Consider the following 17,838-nt stretch of genomic DNA (forward strand, 5'->3'; position numbering starts at 1 on the left):
TCCCTTTTCCTGGTTTCGGCTACTCAGTCGATCACCGGCGGGACAACCCGCCGGTAGCCCTGCTGCCAGGTTTCCTCGTCCTCGACGAGGTAATCCGGGCGTTCCCGCTCATCACGGCGCGGGTCTCCGACTCTCGGACCATGGGAGGCCCCGCGACCTGCCTGCCCAACTCCTCGGCTCCCGTCATCCGTTGCCGCACCTCGCACCAGACCCGTGCCACCGGGCGTGAAGGGGCGATTGCCCATGCGTCCGGGCTGCTGGGGACGGCCCCCAACGATGCCCCCTGCCTCAGCCGCCAATCGGCGGCCACCGGCGATCCCGCTCTGGCCGCTGCCCCCGGCCCCGCCCATCCCGGCACCGTGCCCCATCATTCCGCGACCGGCCTGAGTGCCTTCGCCGCCGCCGACCACGGTGCCGCGAGGAAGGCCCCCTGTGGGACGCCCAGTTGTCTGCGCGGCCGGACGACCCCCCACGATTCCAGTGTCCCGGGACGGCCTCCCCACGGGCCCTGCCACCGGGTTCCCTGTGGCCGAGGGTATCGATGGCCGAGAGATCCCCGCTGTCTTGCCACCCGCATTCTTCGACGGAGGCTGCACTGAGGTTCTGTCGCCGATGCTCGGCGGCAGAACCTCAGGCGTTACAGGCAGGCCGCCATCGGGCCTCGCCAGGCCCGGCACTTCGGGCTGATGCACTGGAGGATTCGGTGCGGTCTTGGGCAGGGTCGCGACACCATCGATCTCCATGTCGACCGGGCGCGACGCGGTGCCGCCGACCGGAACGGTGACGCTTGAGTGCGCTGTTGAGGGGGCTGCAAGCCCAACAGGCGATTCATGGCCGGCGCCGGGCATCGAAACACTCCGTGACACCGCACCGGCGGCGCCCACCGCCGCTCCCCCGCCAGGGGAATACTCACTGGCGGCTTGATCGCGCCTCGCCGCCGAGCGCGGCGCGATCACCTCTGGAGGCGGAGGGAATTCCGGCTTCTTCAGGGCGCCGATCCCATCCACCGACTGGTTGTACGCCTGAGAGAGTTTCGTCATCTCCCTGGCCATCGCATCCTTCTCCGTGTGCAACTTCTTCGCAAGTGCTGACGCATCCGGGTCGTTCGGTACCGAGAGAGCCGCCTTCAGGGTCGCCTCCGCGCCCGGCTGGGGATGAGGTGCCGCCGCCTTGGCCAGGGCGATCGCCTCAGCGGCTTCGCCAAGCCGCTTCGATGCCTCCCTGCTGTACAGCCCCAGACGCAGGGTGGCGTTGGCCAGGTCGGCACTCCAGGTACGGAACGAGTTCGCTCCCTCACCCTTCCAGTCCACGATCTGCGGACGGATCTTCAGCTCTTCGCCGATCTTGTCGATCTCAGTCGCCGCGCTCAACAAGCTGTCAGCCGCAGCCTGGACAGCCCCGCTGCTGGCCTTGTCCAGCCACGCGATCATCTGCTCGTGCGACATGTCGTCGAAAGATGTCGTACCCATCCCACTGCCCCGTTTCTCCCGGTGCCAAGCCAATGATCGCGATCATCAGATGCCCGCGCCGCCCGTCGTGTCGCCTCCGGCCGGCTTCGCAGTCGCCGACTGCCCACCGCCATGCTTGCCCTCTTCAGGAACTGGGTTGTACACCCCGTCGTAGTGCTCCTGCGTATCTCTCTTGATCGCGAGCATGCGGTCACGGATGTCGTCGTCCAGGTTCTCGTAGCCCTTGTGCGCCGCCAGGACCGCGATGCCCATGCCCTCAATGGAATCCGACAGCAGCTTCGAGAGGGATTCCAGCTCCGTGACAACCTTCTGGTACGCGGTGTGCAAGCCTGTTGCCTCCGCCCACGCGGGGTCGCCGAACTGAGTCGCACCGATGGCGACTTCACCCAGTTTCTTCGCGTCTGCCGGAGATCCCTTGAGGTCGCGCAGGAGTTCCTCGATGCGGTCTCGGAACTTGGTGAACGAGGAGAGTTCGGTGACCAGTTCGCCCACGGCGCCCGGCGCTACCGCTCCAACGGCCCCGAACGCGCCAGCAACACCCCATGGAAACGCCGAGGATTCCGCCCCCGGATCACTCTGGCCCACAGTGTCCTCCCCCGTTCGGCAACAGCCGCCTATTGCCTCGGGGTTCACCTTAGCCAGCAGCGGTGACAGTGTGCATCTCCAGATTGCACCTGCAACCTGGATTGCATCGGATCACGCCATCCTTGCCGGGCTCAGGCGTTGGGGGCCGCCACCGCCGCCTGGGGTCTGATGGGGAGGCGGTTTATCGGGCGGCCGGTGGCTGCGCGTACTGCTGCGGCCACTGCTGCCGGGGACGTCACCACGGGGACCGCCGAGGCGGGCTTGGCGCCGAAGGGGGCCACCACGTCGCGCTCTTCGATGAGTTTGACGATGCGAATTTCGGGTGCGTCCAGGGCGGTCGGGAGCGCGTAGCCGGTGAGGTCGGGGTGGCGGATCAGGCCGCGGGCGGTACGGAGGTTCTCGGTGAGGGCGGCGCCGATGCCCTGGGTGATGCCGGCCTCGATACGGGTCGCCAGCTGTGACGGGTTGAGGACCCGGCCGACGTCCTGGGCGACCGCCATCTCCACGACCCGGACCGAGCCGAGTTCGATGTCGACGTCCACCACCGCGCGGATCGCGCAGAAGGCGAGGCCGACGAAGGCGTCGCCCTGGCCGGATTCGTCGAGGGGTTCGGTCGGGTGGGGGCGGCACTGGGCGGTGGCCCAGAGTTCCTTGCCGTCCATCGCTTCCGTGACCGTCGTGGACAGCACACCGTCGTACGAGGTGATCTTGCCGTCGGCGATCTGCAGCAGCTCCGTGGACATGCCGAACTTGTGGGCCAGGGGCTGGAGGAGCTGGGTGCGGACCATTTTGGCGGCGCGTTCCACCGCTCCGGCCGACACCCAGGTGTGGCGGCCGTGCGTCGCCGGGCCGGCCGGGGGCTGGTCGGTGTCGACGGACGCCACGTGGACCTCTTCGATGCCCAGGGTCTCCTGGACGACCTGCCGGGCGAGGGTCGAGAAGCCCTGGCCCGTCTCGACCGCCGCGCAGATGACCGTGGCGATGCCGTCGTGGACCCTGACCGTGGCCGTGGAGACCTCGTCGGCGCCCTCCGCGCCGAGCATGTGGACCATGCCGAGCCCATAGCCGACCCCCCGGCGCACCGCACCCGGTTCGCCCGCGCCCTCGGGGCCGCCGGGGAGCAGCCAGTCGTCCTCCGGGGCATCCTTGGGGAGAGCGGGGAGGGGGAAGTCCCGTACGGAGGTGAGGAGTTCGGAGACGGGTGCGGGGCAGGTCACCGTCTGGCCGGTGGGCAGAATGTCGCCGGTGGCCAGGGCGTTGCGCAGGCGCAGTTCGACCGGGTCGATGCCGAGCTTGGCGGCCAGCTTGTCCATCTGGCCCTCGTAGGCCGCGCAGACCTGCATCGCGCCCTCGCCGCGCACATGGCCCGACGGCGGGTTGTTCGTACGGACGGCCCAGCCCTCGATGAACGCGTGCGGGACGACGTACGGGCCGCAGGCGAACGCGACCGCCGCGGCCAGCGACTCGGACGAGGATTCGGCGTACGCGCCCGCGTCGAGCAGGATCTGTGCCTCGACCTTCACCAGCCGCCCGTCGGCGTCCGCGTGATGGCGGTAGCGCAGCAGCGTCGGGTGGCGGTGGGAGTGGCCGAGGAAGGACTCCTCGCGGGTGGCGGTCAGCTTGACCGGGCAGCCGGTGCGCAGGGCGAGCAGGCCGAGCGGAAGCTGGAAGCCGGGGTCCTCGCGGTCGCCGGTCGCGCCGGGGACACCCGTGACGACGACCTTCACCCGCTCCGGTTCGAGGCCGAAGCAGGCGGCGGCGAGGTCGCGGTCGGTGTGCGGGTCGGTGGAGGCGGTGTAGATCTCCACTCCGCCGTCGGGGCGGGGCACGGCGAGTCCGGCCTCGGCACCGATCGGGGCCGGGTCCTGGCGGCCGATGCGGTACAGGCCCTCGACGACGACCTCGCCGGTGACGTCCGGGTCCCCGTAGCGCAGCGGGATGTGGCGGATCAGATTGCCGTCGGGGTGCAGCGGTTCGGCGGCGAAGGCCTTCTCCGGGTCGGTGACCGGTTCGAGGACCTCGTACTCGACGGCGATGGCCGCGGCGGCGAGCCTGGCCGTGTCGGGGTGGTCGGCGGCGACCGCGGCGATCGGCTCGCCGTGGTGGCGGACCAGGTCGGACGCGAAGACCGGGCGGTCGACGATCCTGCGGCCGTACGCGCGCTCCCCGGGGATGTCCTCGTGCGTGATGACGGCCCGTACGCCCGCCATCTCGACGGCGGCCGAGGTGTCGACGGACAGGATCCGGGCGTGCGGGTGCGGGGAGCGGAGGACCGCCGCCCAGAGCAGGCCCTCGGCCCAGAGGTCGGCCGCGTACGGGAAGGTGCCCTCGGTCTTGGCGCGCGCGTCGGCGGGCGGCAGCGAGACGCCGAGGCCGAGTGCGGGCGGCTCGGTGTCGGGGCCCTCGGTCACCGAGGTGGTGATCCGTGTGCTGGTCGCGTTGGCAGCGGTGGCTGCGTCGTTGCTCACGCCATGCCTCCGTCCTGCGGGTGCGACTGGACGCTACCGGCGCCGGGGGCCGCCTGGTGCGGGATGCGGGCCTCGTCGGGCTCCGGGGACGTGGAGTCCGACGAGGCTGGGTCGATGGTGGCCTCGCGGCCTGCGATGACCTCGTTGACGGCGTCGAGGACACCTCGATAGCCGGAACAGCGGCAGAGGTTTCCGCAGAGCGCCTGACGCGTCTCCAGTTCGCTGGGGGCGTGGTTGCCCTCCAGCAGGTCGTGGACGGTCATGGCCATGCCGGGGATGCAGAAGCCGCACTGGACGGCGCCGCACTTGGTGAGGGCGCGCTGGACATCGGACGGTTCGCCGTCCACGGCGAGGCCCTCGACCGTACGCACCTCGCTGCCGGCCGCGGTCGCTGCGGGGACCAGACAGGAGGCGACCAGCCGACCGTCCACCTGGACGTTGCACGCGCCGCATTCGCCCTGCGAGCAGCCGTCCTTGGCGCCGGCCAGGCCGAGGCGCTCACGGAGCACGTAGAGGAGCGACTCGCCGATCCAGGCGTCGGTGACGGGGCGGTCGGCGCCGTTCACGTGCAGGACGTAGGAGGCGGCGGGGTGCTCGTCCGGGACGGCGAGCGGCTGGGGGTCGGTGGGTTGAACGGCGGCGTCCGGCTGGGCGTCGTCCGACGGTTGGAGGTCGGCGGCCGGTTGGGCGTCCAGCGGCTCGGCGTCGGGAGACTCGGCATCGGGAGACTCGGCATCGGGAGACTCGGCATCGGGAGACTCGGCGTCGGGAGCCTGCGCCTCCGGCGGTGCTGTGTCGGCCGAGGGGGCAGGTGCGGCGTCGTCGACGACCACGGGCTGCGGGGCGTCGGGAGCCGGCTCCGGCGGCTGGTCCGCGGAGTGCTGCTCGGGCCCGGGCTCGGGCTCGGCCTCCGCCGAATGCTCGAAAGGCGCTTCGTCCGAAGCCGAGGCGTTGTCGGAGGGCGTCGCCGGTGCTTCCTCGGGGGTCGGCGCCTCCTCGGGAGCCGGTGCCTTCTCGGCCTCGGAAACGGCCTCGGAAACGGGCTCGGAAACGGGCTCCGGAGCGGGCTCGGAAACGGGCTCCGGAACAGCCTCGGAAACGGGCTCCGGAGCAGCCTGGGGCTCCGGAGTCGGCTGCTGTGTCGCCCACGGGGCGGGCGCACCGCCCGGCAGCGTGGCCGGCGGGGTCCGGTCCCCGTACCACTGGGCGGCCAGGGCCGAGGCGGCGAATTCGCCGGACTCCTCCGGGAGATCACCGTCGGCGACCGGGATCGTCCACTGACCGGTGTGGCCACCCTGGGGGGTGTGACCGGCGTGGTCGACGTGGCCGGCCTGACCGGTGTGGTCGACCTGACCCGCGTGCCCGACCTGACCCGTGTGGTCGACTTGACCCGCGTGCCCGACCTGACCGGTGTGGACGCCGTACTCCGTGGACTCGGTGAAGTTCCACTGGCCCGTGGCCACCCCGTGCGTCTCCCCGTACTGCTGCTGCGGGTACGCGTCGTGAGGGGTCTGCGGGACCTGGGAGACGTCAGGGGCCTGCGGGTACTCGTAGTCGTACGGGCCCCGCTGCTGGTTCGGGTCCGGCCAGTGCACCGCCTCGGGTGCCGGCTGCTCCGCGCCCGTTTCGTGCTCCTGCCGGCTCTGCGGCTGCACGACCCAGCTGCCCGTGGCCGACGGGTCGAGCCCGGCCGCGGGCGTCAGCGGAAGGATCATCGGCGGTACGTAACCCTGGCCGGGCGCGGCCAGGGGGATGTTCGCCAGGTCCTCCGGCGGCAGGTGGACGAAGGCGGTCGCGTCGGCGTCGTACTCGCCGCCCTGCGGCGTCGGCTGCCAGCTCCCGTGCCGCAGGTGCTCCTGCTGCCCGTGCTGATCGTTGCGGTCCTCGTTGCTCACGACAGTGCCCTCCCCAGCGCGCGTCGGGCCAGCGCGGCGACGGTCCGCCGCAGATGCAGTACGGCGGGGGGCAGCGGTGGTGCCTCTCCCCCGTCGGCGGGCGGTGCCTGGTCCGGGATGCAGGCCGCGGCGACGTACTCGCCGAAGGCGGCCAGCGCGTCGGGGGCCAGGCCGCGTTCGCCGTCCCAGTCGATCAGTGAGGCGATCCAGCGCTCGGCCTCCAGCGGCCGCAGCGGCATCGGCGCGATGGCGCCGACCGCGCAGCGCACCCCGCGCCGGGCCGGGTCGAGGACGATCGCGACGGATGCGGTGGCGCGGCCGGGGCCGGTGCGGCCGGTGGCCTTCAGGAAGACCTGGGGGGCGTGCAGCAGCGGTACCCGGACGAAGCCGATGAGTTCGGCGGGTTCGAGCATGTCGCGGCCGGCCAGCAGGTGCGAGACCGGGATCTCGCGGCGGGCGCCGCCCGGGCCGGCGATGACCAGTTCGGCCTCCAGCGCGGCGAGCACCGGCAGGGCGTCGCCGGTCGGGGCCGCGGTGGCGATGTTGCCGCCGAGCGTTCCGGCGTTGCGGATCTGGGGCGGGCCCGCGGCGCGTGCCGACGCGGCCAGGGCGGGGATGAGGGCGGCGAAGTCGGGCCGCCCCATGCGCGCATGGGTGAGTCCGGCGCCGAGCAGGGCGTGGCCGTCCTGGTAGTGCCAGCCGCGCAGCTCGCTGATCCGGCCCAGGCCGACCAGGCCCGAGGGGCGCAGCAGCCCCTTGTTGACGGCCGACATCAGGTCTGTACCGCCTGCCACAGGAACGGCGGCGGGCATGGCGCCGAGCGCCGCCACGGCCTCGTCGAGCGAGGCCGGCAACGTCACGGACTGCGTCGCCTGCGGTGCGTGCGTGGTCAACCCAGCTGCCCCTTCCCGGTGTCCCGGCTGTCCGGCTGTTTCGCCGTACGGTACGTGCTCAAAGCCTGGACGTGGCAACTCTGGCACATCTTCGGATCGGACCGACGCGAGGGTCCACGAAGGGCGCATCCATCCCTGATCAGAGGAATGTTCCCGTTTCGGACCGCTTCGGCCCGCTTCGGTGCCGAGTGTGAATTGCGACTCTTCGCCATGCCTTGTTGCTGATTGTTCCTCTGCGGTGCTCTGCCGCGCGGCAGACGGCAGCTCGACGACACGACCTGGTGCGGCGGCCTTTGCGGCAGGGCGAGTTCCGGACAAAAAACCGTCGGCAGGCACGTCCGTTTCGGGGCGTGCCGGCCGGAGTCCGGGTGCGGTCGGGATCACACGTTCGGGGGCACTCCGTCGATGGGCCGGCCCAGCACACCGGGGCGCTGCTGCCGGGGCAACGGGCCGCCCGGCGGCCGGTAGTCGACGCCGACGGCGTCAAGTCGGGCGTAGTGCGTGGTCATTCGGCGCTCGAAGGCGGCGAAGTCCCGCTCGGCGGAGGCGGGCAGCGGTGACCAGGCGACCTCGGCGAACGCCGCGAGGCGCGGGAAGACCTGGTAGTCGACGCGGGCCCGGTTCTGCATCACCTCGGTCCAGACATTGGCCTGGGTGCCCAGGATGTGACGGGCCGCCTCCTCGGAGAGTCCCGCCGGTACGGGTTCGAAGCGGTAGACGTCCTCCAGGGTACGGACGAAGCCGATGGGCATCGGCTCGTCGGGGCCGGCGTCCTGACGGTGGTCCAGGTACACGTGCTGCTCGGGGCACATGACGACGTCGTGGCCGGCCTCCGCGGCGGCGATGCCTCCACCGTAGCCCCGCCAGGAGGACACGGCGGCGCCCGCCGGGAGGCCGCCCTCCAGGATCTCGTCCCAGCCGATCAGCCGGCGTCCACGTGCGGTGAGCCAGGTGTCGAAGTGCCGGATGATCCAGGACTGCAGCTCGTCCTCGTCGGCCAGGCCGAATTCTTCGATCCGGGTTTGGGCGACCGGCGACTCCTTCCACTGCTCCTTGCGGCATTCGTCGCCGCCGATGTGGATGAACGGCGAGGTGGCGGCGGGGAAGAGGTCGAGGACCTCTTCGAGGACGCCTTCGAAGAAGCGCAGGGTGTTGTCAGTGGGGGCGAGTACGTTCGCGTTGATGCCCCAGGTGTCCCAGACGGAGAGGGTGGTGGTGTCGATGACGTCGGTGTTGCCCAGTTCGGGGTACGCGGCGATGGCGGCCTGCGAGTGGCCCGGGATGTCGATCTCGGGGACGACGCGGATATGCCGCTCGGCGGCGTACGCGACGATCTCGCGGATGTCGTCCTGCGTGTAGTAGCCGCCGTGCGGGGTCTCGTCCCACAGCTCGGAGGCCCGGTGACCGTGCTTCGTACGGGACCGCCAGGAGCCGATCTCGGTGAGCCGCGGGTAGCGCTTGATCTCGATGCGCCAGCCCTGGTCGTCGGTGAGGTGGAAGTGGAAGACGTTCAGCTTGTGCGCGGCGAGGAGGTCGAGATAGCGCAGGACGTCGTCCTTGGCCATGAAGTGCCGTGCCACGTCGAGCATCATGCCGCGCCATGCGAAGCGGGGGCCGTCCTCGATGTCCGTGCCGGGGATCGCGCGGCGCGCGCCGGGATCGACGGGCGCTCGGCGGAAGGCTTCGGGGCCCAGGAGCTGACGGAGGGTCTGCGCGCCCCAGAAGACCCCGGCGGGGCTGCCTCCGGTGATCTCGACGCTTCCGCCGGTCCCGGTGCTCAGCCGGTAGCCCTCCGGCTCCAGCGCCGGGTCGATGCCCAGCCGGACGTTGTTCGTGGTGTGTTCGCCGCCCGGGGCGAGCGGCAGGCCGAAGGCGGCGCCGAGCGTGGTGCGCAGCCAGCGTTCGGTGTTCTCCGTGCCGGGGGCCGCCGTGATGGTGGTGGACGGGTCGAACAGGAAGCCGGGCCGCCCTTCACCACCGGCGCGCACGGGCGCCGGGACGAGGTGCGCGGGCGCCGGGGTCGGGTCCATGTCTTGGTCCATGTCCATGGCGTCAGTCCTTTACCGCTCCGCCGAGTCCCGAGACCAGGCGGCGCTGTACGAGTACGAAGAAGACCAGCACGGGAATGGTCATCACCGTCGAGGCTGCCATGATTCCTCCCCAGTCGTTCTCATCGGGTTTGAAGAAGACCAGCAGCGCCATGGGAAGCGTCGACTGGGAGGTGTCGCTGATGATGAACGACTTCGCGAACAGGAAGTCGTTCCAGGTGGAGATGAACGAGAAGACGCTGGTCGCCACGAGGCCGGGGAAGACCAGCGGGAAGAGGATCTGCCACAGGAAGCGGGTGCGGCTCGCACCGTCGATGCAGGCGGCCTCCTCCAGTGCCTCCGGGACGGCCTTGACGAAGCCGCGCAGCATCCAGATCGCGAACGGCAGCGAGAAGGCGAGGTGCGGCAGGATCAGCGAGCCGAGCGTGTTCAGCCGGCCGAAGTCCCGCATCAGGAAGAACAGCGGGATGGTCAGTGCCTCGACCGGCACCATCTGGCGACTTCATCAGGTCCACGGCGAGGGTGCGGTGCGAACTGCTCTTCAGGCGTGCGTTTCGTTGTGCACAACTGGCAGGAGAGTAGGTGCGCACGCAGACGCCGACAAGTGGTCTCTACCACTCTGTGACCCGGTGAAGCAGTCCGTGCAACGCAAAGGGCCCCCGGGGCGCGCGTCGAACGCGCGCCCCGGGGGCCCGAAGCAATGGTCGCCGGACGGCTCCGGCCTGCTTCCCGCTACTTCTTGTCCTTGCCGCCCTTGCCCTTGTCCTTGTCGCCACCGGCGCCCATGGACTCGTAGATCTCCTTGCACATGGGACAGACCGGGTACTTCTTGGGGTCGCGCCCCGGTACCCAGACCTTTCCGCACAGTGCGACCACGGGGGTGCCCTCCAGGGCACTCGCCATGATCTTGTCCTTCTGGACGTAGTGGGCGTAGCGCTCGTGGTCGCCGTCGCCGTTCGACACCTGCGGCGTCGGCTCCACGAGGGTTCCGGTACCTGCCCCGCGCTCGGGCTCAAGAGTGCTCATAACCGCCAAGGGTACCGACAGCCCGGAGCTTCAGTTCAGCGAAGGGTCGTCCGGATAGGTGGCGATCATCGCCAGTTCGCTGCGCTGGCGGCGCAGGACCGCGCGCCAGAGGTGTTCCGGGCGCGGGGAGGAGACGTCCCCGGGCTCGGACTCGACCACGTACCAGGCGCCCTCGGTCAGTTCGGCCTCCAGCTGGCCCGGGCCCCAGCCCGCGTAACCGGCGAAGATCCGCAGCGAGCCGAGCGCCGCGGCCAGCAGCTCCGGCGGCGCCTCCAGGTCCACCAGGCCGATCGCCCCGTACACCCGGCGCCAGCCGAGCGGACCCTCGTCGCCGGGGATGACGGCCACACCGAGCGCCGAGTCGAGCGAGACCGGGCCGCCCTGGAAGACGACGTCCGGTTCACCGGCCAGGCCCGCCCAGGGCATGAGGATGTCGCGGACGCCGACCGGGGTCGGGCGGTTCAGGACCACGCCGAGTGAGCCCTCCTCGTCGTGGTCGAGGAGCAGCACCACCGCGCGGTCGAAATTCGGGTCCGCGAGCGCGGGTGTGGCCACGAGCAGTCGCCCTGTGAGCGAGGACACCTCGGTCATGGCAGAAATGATCCCGCATCTTCGCTCCCCGCGGGGACCGAGCGGGCCGCCCGGTCGCCGGACGGGCCGCGGCGCAGCTCAGGGCGCACGGGTGCACGGGGAGCGCGCATTGCGGAGGACCATGCGGACGGTCACCCTCCGCAAGACCCGGGAAGCAGAGCGTGTTGTGGCGGATTCATGACGTTCGTACACCCCCTCTTCTCTTACGGAATGGGGGCAGTGGGCCATTACTCTTTCGTTTGGCCCCCTGCCCGACCACTCCGGAACGCGAGATTCATGACCGGCACAGACGATGTCCTGCTTGTCCACGGCGGAACCCCGCTCGAGGGCGAGATCCGCGTCAGAGGCGCCAAGAACCTGGTGCCGAAGGCGATGGTCGCCGCGCTGCTCGGCAGCGGGCCCAGCCGGCTGCGCAATGTGCCCGACATCCGCGACGTGCGGGTGGTCCGGGGGCTGCTCCAGCTGCACGGTGTGACGGTCCGGCCCGGTGACGAACCGGGCGAGCTGCTTCTGGACCCGACCCATGTGGAGAGCGCGAACGTCGCCGACATCGATGCCCACGCGGGCTCGTCGCGCATCCCGATCCTCTTCTGCGGCCCGCTGCTGCACCGGCTCGGCCACGCGTTCATCCCGGGGCTCGGCGGCTGCGACATCGGCGGCCGGCCGATCGACTTCCACTTCGACGTGCTGCGGCAGTTCGGCGCGACCATCGAGAAGCGGGCGGACGGGCAGTACCTGGAGGCCCCGCAGCGGCTGCGAGGCACCAAGATCCGGCTGCCGTACCCGTCGGTGGGCTCCACCGAGCAGGTGCTGCTGACGGCGGTGCTCGCCGAGGGCGTCACCGAGCTGTCCAACGCGGCCGTGGAGCCGGAGATCGAGGACCTCATCTGCGTACTGCAGAAGATGGGCGCGATCATCTCGATGGACACCGACCGGACGATCCGGATCACCGGTGTCGACCGGCTGGACGGCTATACGCACCGGGCGATCCCGGACCGCCTGGAGGCGGCCTCCTGGGCGTCCGCAGCCCTGGCCACCGAGGGCAACATCTACGTACGGGGCGCACAGCAGCGCTCGATGATGACGTTCCTCAACACCTTCCGCCGGGTCGGCGGCGCCTTCGAGATCGACGACGAGGGCATCCGCTTCTGGCACCCGGGCGGCGCGCTGAACGCCATCGCCCTGGAGACGGACGTGCACCCCGGCTTCCAGACCGACTGGCAGCAGCCGCTGGTGGTGGCTCTGACGCAGGCCACGGGCCTGTCCATCGTCCACGAGACGGTGTACGAGTCCCGGCTCGGATTCACCTCCGCGCTGAACCAGATGGGCGCGCACATCCAGCTCTACCGCGAGTGCCTGGGCGGCTCCGACTGCCGCTTCGGCCAGCGCAACTTCCTGCACTCGGCGGTCGTGTCCGGGCCGACGCGGCTCCAGGGCGCGGATCTGGTCATCCCGGACCTGCGCGGCGGTTTCTCGTATCTGATCGCCGCGCTGGCGGCGCAGGGCACCTCGCGGGTGCACGGCATCGACCTGATCAACCGCGGCTACGAGAACTTCATGGAGAAGCTGGAGAAGCTGGGCGCGAAGGTCGAGCTGCCGGGCGGGGCGCTGGTCTGAGACCGGGCGCCGGACGGCTGCTGACGGGGGTTCGGGGCGCTGCCCCGGGCCCCCGTTCCTCCGTTTCCGGGGCCCGTTCCCCCCCGCCGACCGGGCCCCGGTTCCTCGATACCGGGCCGTAGAGGCCCAGAACGGGGCCTCTCGGGCCGGCACACCGAAGGGCGGTCACCCTGGTGGGGTGACCGCCCTTCGTCGCGCCTGTGGGGCTTACTTGCCCTTGGCGGCTTCCTTGAGCTTGGAGCCCGCGGAGACCTTCACGCTGTAGCCGGCCGGGATGTTGATCGGGTCGCCGGTCTGCGGGTTACGAGCGGTGCGAGCGGCACGGTGGGTGCGCTCGAAGGTCAGGAAGCCGGGGATGGTGACCTTCTCGTCGCCCTTGGCGACGATCTCACCGACGGTCTCGGCGAGCGCGGCCAGCACGGCGTCGGCGTCCTTTCGAGTCACCTCGGCGCGGTCGGCCAGGGCGGCCACCAGCTCACTGCGGTTCATGTTGTTACTCCCGTGTTCTTCTTGCCTGTGAGGCGTGAGATCGAAGCCGATGCTGCCAGGGCCCTCGGACAGTCCCCGGACCCGGGTCTGTCGTCAGACCCTCGCGCCCGATTACGCATCCTGCCCCCACCTGCGGCGGTAACGCCAATCCGGCACCCTCCGGAGTCACACGAAAAGCGCCACTGCCTCTTCGTGGTGACGTTCCGTCGACTCCCCGGAAACGTTCCGCAGCGGATGCGGGCCTTGGCGGGGACGCGCCGCCCGCCCACCCTAAAGGGGCGTTTGGGGCGCGGCGAACCGCGACGCGCCGTAGACCGGACCGGCCCTGAGGTCGGCCCGGCCCTGAGCGGCCCGGTCCGACCCTAGGCCTTCACGCCGCCGACAGCTGCCTTCGCGGCGTTCCGGACGGCGCCGGCGACCGCGCCCGCGACCCGGTCGTTGAAGACCGAGGGGATGATGTAGTTCGCGTTCAGCTCGTCCTCGGCGACCACGTCGGCGAGGGCGCCCGCCGCGGCGAGCATCATCTCCGTGTTGACGGTGCGGGACTGGGCGTCCAGCAGACCGCGGAAGACACCCGGGAAGACCAGCACGTTGTTGATCTGGTTCGGGAAGTCGGAGCGCCCGGTGGCGACAACTGCCGCCGTCTGACGTGCGATTGCCGGGTCCACCTCGGGGTCCGGGTTCGCGAGCGCGAACACGATCGCACCGTCGGCCATGGCGGCGACATCGGCGCCGTCCAGCACGTTCGGGGCGGAGACGCCGATGAAGACGTCGGCGCCCACGACGGCCTGCTTGAGGGTGCCGGTGACGGACTCCGGGTTGGTGTTGTCGGCGATCCAGCGCAGCGGCGAGTCGGCGTCGGCGGAGACCAGGTCCTCGCGGCCGGCGTGCACCACACCGTGGATGTCCGCGACGACGGCGTGCTTGACGCCCGCGGCGATGAGGAGCTTCAGGATGGCCGTACCTGCCGCTCCGGCGCCGGACATGACGACCCGTACGTCCCCGATTCCCTTGCCCACCACGCGCAGTGCGTTGGTCAGCGCGGCCAGCACGACGATCGCGGTGCCGTGCTGGTCGTCGTGGAAGACCGGGATGTCCAGGGCCTCGCGCAGCCGCGCCTCGATCTCGAAGCAGCGGGGGGCGGAGATGTCCTCCAGGTTGATGCCCGCGAAGCCGGGGGCGATCGCCTTGACGATCTCGACGATGGCGTCGGTGTCCTGGGTGTCCAGGCAGATCGGCCAGGCGTCGATGCCGGCGAACCGCTTGAAGAGGGCCGCCTTGCCCTCCATCACCGGGAGCGCGGCCATCGGGCCGATGTTGCCGAGGCCGAGCACGGCGGAGCCGTCCGTCACAACTGCGACGGAGTTGCGCTTGATGGTGAGGCGGCGGGCGTCCTCGGGGTTCTCGGCGATCGCCATGCAGACCCGGGCCACGCCCGGGGTGTAGATCATCGAGAGGTCGTCACGGTTGCGGATGGGGTGCTTGGACGCCATCTCGATCTTGCCGCCGAGGTGCATCAGGAACGTACGGTCGGAGACCTTGCCCAGGACGACGCCCTCGATGCCGCGCAGGCCCTCGACGATCTCGTCGGCGTGCGAGGTGGAGGTGGCCGCGATGGTGACGTCGATCCGCAGCTTCTCGTGACCGGAGGCGGTCACGTCGAGGCCGGTGACCGATCCGCCGGAGGACTCCACGGCCGTGGTGAGCTGGGAGACCGCTGTGCCGCTCGCGGGCACCTCCAGCCTGACCGTCATCGAGTACGAGACGCTGGGCGCCGTTGCCATGGCCGAGTCCTTCGCTTTCCTTAGCTTCATTGCCGCGCGACCGGGGCGCTCGCCTCGGACACGCTTCCCGATCGTCGCACCTACTGGCCGGTAGCCGGTAATGACTGCCACTCTTCGGAAAGCAGTTTCCACCATACGAGATATGACCGCTTCAGCGGAACCCCCACCCGGTCCCGGACGCATCCGGTCCCGGCCATGTCCGTGAGATGGGGCACCCCTCCTCTGCGCGGGAAAGGACTGCGCAAACAAGAACAGACCCGCGCCACCTGGAGGTGACGCGGGTCTGTCTTCTTGGTCTAGCGACACCGACCCGCCATGCTCGCCTCGCGGCAAGTGGTCGCTCGTAGCGACGAAGGTTGGGCCCGGGGGCTTGGATCGAGCCGGTGCCTACACCAGGCTAACAAAGACCCCGAAGAAGTGATTCCCCGCTGCACAGGTTGACCCGTAAATCGGTCCGCCCCGCGGTCCCCACCGCTTCCGCCCGGCCCCCGCCTCAGTCCCTCAGCAGGTCCGGAACACCGTCCTCGTCGGGCAGGTCCCGCTCCCCCGAGACCACCGTGAGCTGCTGCGTCGCACGCGTCAACGCCACGTACAGCACCCGCAGGCCGGCCGGGGACTCGTCGGCGATCTCGGCGGGCGAGACGACCACCGTGGCGTCGTACTCCAGGCCCTTCGCCTCCAGGCTGCCCAGCGCCACCACTCGCTCGCCGAGCTCCGCGAGCCATCCGCGGGCCTGCGCCCGGCGGTCCATCGCGACGACCACGCCCACGGTGCCGTCGACCTCGGCGAGCAGCCGCCGCGCCTCCTCGCGCACCGAGGCGGCCAGATCGCCGTCCCGCACGGTCTCGAAGCGCGGCTTCACACCCGTGGAGCGGACCGCGGACGGCGACTCCATTCCGGGCATCGCCAGCGCCAGGACCTTCGAGGCCAGCTCGGCGATCTCCGCCGGGTTGCGGTAGTTGACGGTGAGGGTGAAGCGGCGGCGCGGGCGGTTGCCGAGCGCCTCGTCGCGCGCGCGGGCGGCCTCGTCCGGATCGGACCAGGAGGACTGCGCCGGGTCCCCGACGATCGTCCAAGTGGCGTGCCTGCCGCGGCGGCCGACCATCCGCCACTGCATGGGCGTGAGGTCCTGCGCCTCGTCGACGATGACATGCGCGTACTCCGTACGCTCCGCCGCCAGCCGCTCGGCGCGCTCGCGCTGGGTCTCCTCGCGCTGCGGCATCAGCTCCTCCAGACCGGTGAGCTGGTCCAGCGGGTCGAGCTCGCGCTTCTTCTTCGGCCGGTGCGGTGTGCCGAGCAGCGTCTGGAGCTCGTCGAGAATGGCCACGTCGTGCACGGACAGCGGCCCGTTCCCCTCGCGGTCGAGCCGCTTCAGGGAGCGGGCGAGGCGGCGCACCTCGCCCTGGTTGAGGACCCGGCGGGCCCAGCGGCCGAGCCGCTTCTCGTCGGCCATCGCGGCGAGCACCCCGCGCGGGGTGAGCTCGGGCCACCAGGCGTTCAGGAAGTCGAGGAAGACCGTCTCGGTGGAGACGTCCTCGTCGAAGGAGGAGCGCAGTTCGGCGGCGAGTTCGGGGTCGGTGCAGCGGCCCCGGCCCGAGGACTTGTTCCACAGGGCGTCCAGGAGCATTCTGCGGGCGCGCGGGCGCAGCAGGTTGACCGGGGCGGTGCCGCCGAGGACGGAATGCCTGATGCGGTGCAGCTCGTCGGCGTTCAGCTCGACGCGGGCGCCGAAGGCGACGACCCGCAGCCGGGTGGGGGTGGCCGGGGCTCCGGCTGCTCCCTCGGCCCCGTCCGCTTCGTCGCCGAAGGACAGCTGGCCGTCCCGGTCCGCCGCCCTGCGGGGGGTGCCGGGCTGTTCCAGCGCGCCGCGGGAGGCCTTGCGCAGCACCTGGAGCATCCGCGAGGAGCCCTTGATCCGGGCGACGGCGGGCTCGTCATAAGTGGTGGCGCCCTCGACGCCGGCCGCCTCGTCGGAGAGCGAGCCGACGGCGCGGATCGCGACCTGCCCCTCCTCGCCCAGCGAGGGCAGCACGCCTTCGGTGTACGCGACCAGCAGCGGGGTCGGCGAGACGACGAGGATGCCGCCCGCGTAACGCCGCCGGTCCTGGTAGAGGAGGTACGCGGCACGGTGCAGGGCGACGGCCGTCTTGCCGGTGCCGGGGCCGCCGGAGACCTCGGTGACGGAGGCGGCGGGGGCCCGGATCACCAGGTCCTGTTCGGCCTGGATGGAGGAGACGATGTCCCGCATGGTGTGGCTGCGGGCCTGGCCGAGCGCCGCCATCAGGGCGCCGTCGCCGATGACGGGCAGCTTGTCGCCGCCCAGGTACGCGGTCAGCTCGGGGCGCATCAGGTCGTCCTCGACGCCGAGGACCCGGCGGCCCTTGGAGCGGACGACCCGGCGGCGTACGACCCTGCCGGGTTCCTTCGGCGTCGACCGGTAGAACGGTGCGGCGGCCGGGGCGCGCCAGTCGATGACCAGCGGCGCGTAGTCGGAGTCGAGGACCCCGATGCGGCCGATGTGCAGCGTCTCCGCGATATCGGCCGTCAGGTCCTCGCGTACGGCGTCGTCGGCAGGTTCCACGGAGGTGTAGGCGCCGTCCGGACCGCGTTCGCCGTCCTTGCCGAGCAGCAGATCGATCCGTCCGAAGAGGAAGTCCTCGAACTCGCTGTTCAGCCGGTTGAGGTGGATTCCGGCCCGGAACACCTGGGCGTCGCGCTCGGCGAGCGCTCCCGGGGTCCCGACCTGGCCGCGCTTGACGGCGTCATTCATGAGAAATTCCGCCTCGTGGATCTTCTCCTCAAGGCGGTGGTACACACGGTCGAGATGTTCCTGCTCGACACCGATTTCCCGGTCCCGCAACGAATCGACAGCGGCATCCTGCGCGGCCACCGAGGCCCCTTTCTGACGTGCATTGGGCAGCCGTCAACCCTATTCGAAGGGGGACCCGCCGCGCACCCGCCGCGCATATCGAA

General features: G+C 70.8%; 12 protein-coding genes and 1 pseudogene. 1 reads left to right on the top strand and 12 read right to left on the bottom strand.

Translation table 11 applies throughout. From position 1 onward, the window contains the following. Positions 1-23: 23 nt before the first annotated feature. The 9 genes and pseudogenes from BT364_RS40890 to BT364_RS06720 all read right to left on the bottom strand — a co-directional run bounded on the left by BT364_RS40890 (position 24) and on the right by BT364_RS06720 (position 10,975). Positions 24-1,445 (bottom strand): hypothetical protein, encoded by a 1,422-nt coding sequence (locus BT364_RS40890; protein WP_143166455.1) that lies wholly within the window; start codon positions 1,443-1,445, stop codon positions 24-26. 69 nt (positions 1,446-1,514) lie between these two features. Next, positions 1,515-1,961, bottom strand: coding sequence for a hypothetical protein (locus BT364_RS06685; protein WP_072484138.1), 447 nt, complete (start codon positions 1,959-1,961; stop codon positions 1,515-1,517). 224 nt (positions 1,962-2,185) lie between these two features. After that, positions 2,186-4,522, bottom strand: coding sequence for a xanthine dehydrogenase family protein molybdopterin-binding subunit (locus tag BT364_RS06690; RefSeq protein WP_072484139.1), 2,337 nt, complete (start codon positions 4,520-4,522; stop codon positions 2,186-2,188). Then, the gene (locus BT364_RS06695) at positions 4,519-6,417 is read right to left on the bottom strand and encodes a 2Fe-2S iron-sulfur cluster-binding protein (protein ID WP_072484140.1); all 1,899 of its coding nucleotides are present in this window, start codon (positions 6,415-6,417) and stop codon (positions 4,519-4,521) included. Before BT364_RS06695 ends, BT364_RS06690 begins: the two co-directional genes overlap by 4 nt. Beyond that, positions 6,414-7,310 (bottom strand): FAD binding domain-containing protein, encoded by an 897-nt coding sequence (locus BT364_RS06700; RefSeq protein WP_072484141.1) that lies wholly within the window; start codon positions 7,308-7,310, stop codon positions 6,414-6,416. The genes BT364_RS06695 and BT364_RS06700 overlap by 4 nt, the downstream gene beginning before the upstream one ends. Positions 7,311-7,690: 380 nt before the next feature. Next, a complete protein-coding gene (locus BT364_RS06705; protein WP_256259605.1) occupies positions 7,691-9,358 on the bottom strand; it encodes a beta-N-acetylhexosaminidase in 1,668 nt (555 codons plus the stop codon). Positions 9,359-9,362: 4 nt separating this feature from the next. Next, positions 9,363-9,854: pseudogene (locus BT364_RS06710) on the bottom strand (carbohydrate ABC transporter permease); the annotation flags it as partial. A gap of 236 nt (positions 9,855-10,090) precedes the next feature. Continuing rightward, entirely contained in the window at positions 10,091-10,384 is a 294-nt protein-coding gene (locus tag BT364_RS06715; protein WP_072484142.1) for a DUF3039 domain-containing protein, read from the bottom strand. 30 nt (positions 10,385-10,414) lie between these two features. Continuing rightward, the gene (locus tag BT364_RS06720) at positions 10,415-10,975 is read right to left on the bottom strand and encodes a YqgE/AlgH family protein (RefSeq protein WP_072484143.1); all 561 of its coding nucleotides are present in this window, start codon (positions 10,973-10,975) and stop codon (positions 10,415-10,417) included. Positions 10,976-11,251: 276 nt separating this feature from the next. On the opposite strand from BT364_RS06720, the gene murA reads away from it, so the two are divergent. Then, positions 11,252-12,592 (top strand): UDP-N-acetylglucosamine 1-carboxyvinyltransferase, encoded by a 1,341-nt coding sequence (gene murA / locus BT364_RS06725; RefSeq protein ID WP_072484144.1) that lies wholly within the window; start codon positions 11,252-11,254, stop codon positions 12,590-12,592. Positions 12,593-12,799: 207 nt separating this feature from the next. Here the strand turns inward: murA and BT364_RS06730 are convergent, their stop codons facing one another. The 3 genes from BT364_RS06730 to BT364_RS06740 all read right to left on the bottom strand — a co-directional run bounded on the left by BT364_RS06730 (position 12,800) and on the right by BT364_RS06740 (position 17,755). Next, positions 12,800-13,081: an HU family DNA-binding protein gene (locus BT364_RS06730; RefSeq protein WP_003968811.1), complete on the bottom strand. Its 282-nt coding sequence runs from the start codon at positions 13,079-13,081 to the stop codon at positions 12,800-12,802. Between the two features lie 362 nt (positions 13,082-13,443). Next, positions 13,444-14,865 carry an NAD-dependent malic enzyme gene (locus tag BT364_RS06735; RefSeq protein WP_072484145.1) on the bottom strand — a complete coding sequence of 474 codons (1,422 nt, stop codon included), beginning with the start codon at positions 14,863-14,865 and terminating at the stop codon, positions 13,444-13,446. Positions 14,866-15,358: 493 nt separating this feature from the next. Continuing rightward, a complete protein-coding gene (locus tag BT364_RS06740) occupies positions 15,359-17,755 on the bottom strand; it encodes a HelD family protein (protein WP_072484146.1) in 2,397 nt (798 codons plus the stop codon). Positions 17,756-17,838 lie beyond the last annotated feature (83 nt).

Source organism: Streptomyces atratus, from assembly GCF_900119365.1.
GTDB lineage: Bacteria > Actinomycetota > Actinomycetes > Streptomycetales > Streptomycetaceae > Streptomyces > Streptomyces atratus_B.

Coding starts and splice junctions, on each gene's coding strand:
- BT364_RS06715 (WP_072484142.1), bottom strand. CDS start 10,384: ATGAGCACTCTTGAGCCCGAGCGCGGGGCAGGTACCGGAACCCTCGTG.
- BT364_RS06735 (WP_072484145.1), bottom strand. CDS start 14,865: ATGGCAACGGCGCCCAGCGTCTCGTACTCGATGACGGTCAGGCTGGAG.
- murA (WP_072484144.1), top strand. CDS start 11,252: ATGACCGGCACAGACGATGTCCTGCTTGTCCACGGCGGAACCCCGCTC.
- BT364_RS40890 (WP_143166455.1), bottom strand. CDS start 1,445: ATGTCGCACGAGCAGATGATCGCGTGGCTGGACAAGGCCAGCAGCGGG.
- BT364_RS06705 (WP_256259605.1), bottom strand. CDS start 9,358: ATGGACATGGACCAAGACATGGACCCGACCCCGGCGCCCGCGCACCTC.
- BT364_RS06730 (WP_003968811.1), bottom strand. CDS start 13,081: ATGAACCGCAGTGAGCTGGTGGCCGCCCTGGCCGACCGCGCCGAGGTG.
- BT364_RS06720 (WP_072484143.1), bottom strand. CDS start 10,975: ATGACCGAGGTGTCCTCGCTCACAGGGCGACTGCTCGTGGCCACACCC.